The 3,517-nt window shown below is 75.8% G+C and carries 4 protein-coding genes; 3 read left to right on the forward strand and 1 reads right to left on the reverse strand.

The annotated features are described in order from the left end of the window. Positions 1-73 precede the first annotated feature (73 nt). Positions 74-652 (forward strand): DUF5134 domain-containing protein, encoded by a 579-nt coding sequence (locus tag AB8Z36_RS36705; protein WP_369217722.1) that lies wholly within the window; start codon positions 74-76, stop codon positions 650-652. Here the strand turns inward: AB8Z36_RS36705 and AB8Z36_RS36710 are convergent. After that, positions 642-1,304, reverse strand: coding sequence for an HAD family hydrolase (locus AB8Z36_RS36710; RefSeq protein ID WP_369217719.1), 663 nt, complete (start codon positions 1,302-1,304; stop codon positions 642-644). The two genes, AB8Z36_RS36705 and AB8Z36_RS36710, sit on opposite strands and share 11 nt — an antisense overlap. 211 nt (positions 1,305-1,515) lie before the next feature. Between AB8Z36_RS36710 and AB8Z36_RS36715 the strand changes: the two genes are divergently transcribed. Further along, positions 1,516-2,451, forward strand: coding sequence for a M56 family metallopeptidase (locus AB8Z36_RS36715; protein WP_369217720.1), 936 nt, complete (start codon positions 1,516-1,518; stop codon positions 2,449-2,451). Between the two features lie 68 nt (positions 2,452-2,519). Then, positions 2,520-3,230: a phosphatase PAP2 family protein gene (locus AB8Z36_RS36720; RefSeq protein WP_369217721.1), complete on the forward strand. Its 711-nt coding sequence runs from the start codon at positions 2,520-2,522 to the stop codon at positions 3,228-3,230. Positions 3,231-3,517 lie beyond the last annotated feature (287 nt).

Below are 3,517 nucleotides of genomic sequence, written 5' to 3' on the forward strand. Positions count from 1 at the left end.
CCCCTGCGCCCGCATACGCCTCCGCACCCCTGGGCATCGACCCGACGACACCGTCGACAGGGGGAGGTGCGCGGTGCACGGTCCTGCGCAGGCCGCCTGGCTGCTCGTCGCGCTGTGCGCGGCGACCGGGGCCTACTGTCTGCTGCGCATGCGCAGCCGCATCGAGGAACAGCGCCGCACGGCGGGCGGTGAGGCGCTCATGGGATTCGGCATGGCGGTGATGGCCGTGCCCGCCGCGGTGGTCGCGCTGCCGCGCTGGACCTGGCTCGTCAGCGCGGCGGTGTTCGGCGCCGCGTCACTGCACGGCCTCTGGCGCTCCCGGGGGGCGGCGCGCCAGGACCGCCACCACGTCCACCATCTGATCGGCGCCCTCGCCATGGTCTACATGTCGGTGGCGATGCTCGCGGCGCCGGGCGGGCACGCGGGCCACGCGGGCGTGGGCCTGCCGCCGCTGACCGGGGTCCTGCTGCTCTACTTCGCCGGGTACGTCCTCTGGTCCGGCCTGCGGCTCGCCCCCGCCGGGACGGCCGCGGCGGGGGACGGCGCCGTCGGCGGACCGCCGGTGCTCCGCTGGGGGGACAGGCGCGAGCTGGCGCTCGCGTGCAGGCTCTCGATGGGCATCGGCATGCTGGCGATGCTGCTCACGCTCTGACGGCGGCGGCGCGCTGGGCGATCATCGCGGCGAGGGCGGTGAGGCTGTCGAGCTGGCAGTCGGCCGCCTCGGCCACGGCCGGGTCGTTCGCCCACAGGTGGCCCCAGGGGCCCCGGCGCAGATGTGCGGTGCGCAGGCCCGCCTGGCGGGCGGGGAAGACATCGTGCGCCGGGTGGTCACCCACGTAGAGCGTCTCGGCGGGGCCCGCCTGGGAGACCTCCAGGACCCGCGTGAAGAACGCGGGGTCCGGCTTCGCGACGCCCCACTCCCCCGAGGTCGCGATGAGATCGACGGGCAGATCGCGTTCGCGCAGCAGCTCGGCGGCGCGCTCGGTCCCGTTCCCCGCCACGACCACCCGGATGCCGAGCTTCTGCAGGGCGCCGAGGGCGGGCCGTACGTCCGGATAGAGATCGGCCTCGCCGATGTGCTCGCCGCGGCCCGCGGCCTCGCGCGCACGCTCCGCCGACTCCACGTCCATGTCGGGGCTGACCAGCTTCAGAGCGTCCTTGCCGTCCCTGCCCTGCGCGACGACGGCGCCGACGAGCACGGAGAGGGTGTGGCTCGGGACCTTCAGCCAGTTCGCCCACGAGGTCCAGTAGCGGTCGTCTTTGGTGAGGGTCTCCCCCACGTCGAACACGATGGTCTCGATCATCGTCCGGACACTAGGGCGTCCCGGGGCCGCCGGGGCGCACGCCACTCGGCGCCGCCCGGCCGCGACCCGATCGGGGATACGGCACTACTGCTTTCGGACGCCTGCCCGTCCCCTTCCCCGCGCCCGCGCACGCACGGGATCACCGTGGCGTCCGTCACTTGCCGAGGCAGGCCATACCCTCCGGTGGCCCCGCCCTCATAGGCTGGGAGCCATGATGGTCCCCGTCGCGTTGCTGCTGCTGGGCGTTCTGACCGCCGTCGTCGCCCCGCGCATGCTCGCGCGGGCCGACTGGCCGGAGCGCGAACCGGTGGTCGCGCTGTGGGCCTGGCAGTGCGTCGTCGCGGCCGTCCTGCTCTGCTGCGCGCTCTCCATGATCCTGAGCGCCGCCGCCGCGTGGCAGGCCGTGCGCGGCCATGTCTTCGCCCCCGCGCCGCACGCCGTGGTCGAGGCCTACGCCCTTCAGGCCCCCGGCCCCTGGGCCGCCGCCACCGCCGTGCTGCTGGCCTGCGGCGGGGTGTGGAGCGCCGCGATGCTGACCCGCGAGATCGCCCTCGCGCGGCTGCGGCGCGCCGCCCGCCGCACCGAACTGCGCGACCGCGCGCCGCTGTTGCCCGGCGAGGAGCCCGGCGCCGACCGTCTCGTCGTCCTGGAGGGCGAGCGCCCCGACGCCTGGTGGCTGCCGGGCCAGGCCCCGCAGCTGGTCGTCACCACGGCCGCCCTGCGCCGCCTGAAGGGCCGTCAGCTCGATGCCGTGCTCGCCCACGAGCAGGGTCACGCGCGAGCCAGGCACGACTGGCTGCTGCACTGCTCCGGGGCGCTGGCCGCCGGTTTCCCGCAGGTGGGCGTATTCGCCGCGTTCCGCGACGAGATGCACAGGCTCGTGGAGCTCGCCGCGGACGACGTGGCCTCGCGCCGCTTCGGGCGGCTGACCATCGCGCTCGCCCTGGTCGAACTGAACGAGGACCGCGGGGTGTTCGGTCCCTGTCCCAGCGCGCACGCCCACGTCCCGCAGCGCGTGCACCGGCTCCTCTCCGCCCGGCCCCGCCTCACCGCCGGGCACCGGCTCCGTCTGACGGCGACCGCGGCGCTCGTACCGGTGATCCCCGTCCTGGTGACCTTCGTGCCCGGGCTGCGCGCCCTGGGCTGAGCCCCGGCACCGCGGCCCCGGCGCGTCCGGGATGGCATACGCCCCGCCTTGTCGGCAAGGATCACTGCATGCACCCCGCGCCGACCGACTCCCCGACCCGCCCGTCCGGCCACCGGCCCGCGCTCGCCGCCGTGCTCCTCGGCGTCCCCGCACTCCTGCTGCTGCTCCTGGTGGAGCTGGAGTGGGGCCCGCTGATCGCGCTGGACGAGGACATCGCACGTACGACGCACCGCTGGGCGGTGGCCGACCCCGGCGCCACGCGGGTCAGCCGCGTCCTCACGGACTGGGTGTGGGACCCCTGGACGATGCGCGCGCTGTGCGCGGTGGCGGTCCTCTGGCTGGTGGGGCGCGGCGCCCGGTGGCTCGCGCTCTGGCTCGCGGGCGCCTGCCTGGTCGCCTCGGCGGTGCAGCAGGCGCTGAAGGCGGCCGTCGACCGGCCGCGCCCGGTGTGGCCGGACCCGGTGGACTCCGCGCACTTCGCGGCGTTCCCCTCGGGCCACGCGATGACGGCGGCGGTCGTCTGCGGGCTGCTCCTGTGGCTGCTGCGGCTGTACGGCGCGGGACCCGCCCTGTGGCGGGCGGCCCTGGCCCTGGCCGCGCTCTCCGTGGCCGGAGTGGGCCTGACCCGCGTCTGGCTGGGCGTCCACTGGCCCACGGACGTCATCGGCGGCTGGCTCCTCGGCGCCCTCGTGGTGACCCTGACCATCACGACGTACACGCGCGGCCCCGCGCAGCGGGACACGAACGATGACGGGCCGACGCCGCCGGTCCACCCTTGACCGGCCCACCGGACGCTCCCCGACCAGCCGTCACCACCGCCCGCCACCCTCGCGACCAGCACCGGCCCACCAGCACCGGCTCACCCTTCGGCCGTCCACCAGCCACTCCTCGACCGGCCGCCCGCCCACCACCCTCACGCTGACCCCAACCGCCGCGAYCRMCACACAYASACCTGGCGCCGCGGAGAGCGACCAGCACCGGCCCACCAGCACCGGCCCACCCTTCGGCCGTCCACCAGCCACTCCTCGACCGGCCGCCCGCCCACCACCCTCACGCTGACCCCAAC

Source organism: Streptomyces flavofungini (assembly GCF_041028215.1).
Classification (GTDB): Bacteria; Actinomycetota; Actinomycetes; order Streptomycetales; family Streptomycetaceae; genus Streptomyces; species Streptomyces flavofungini_B.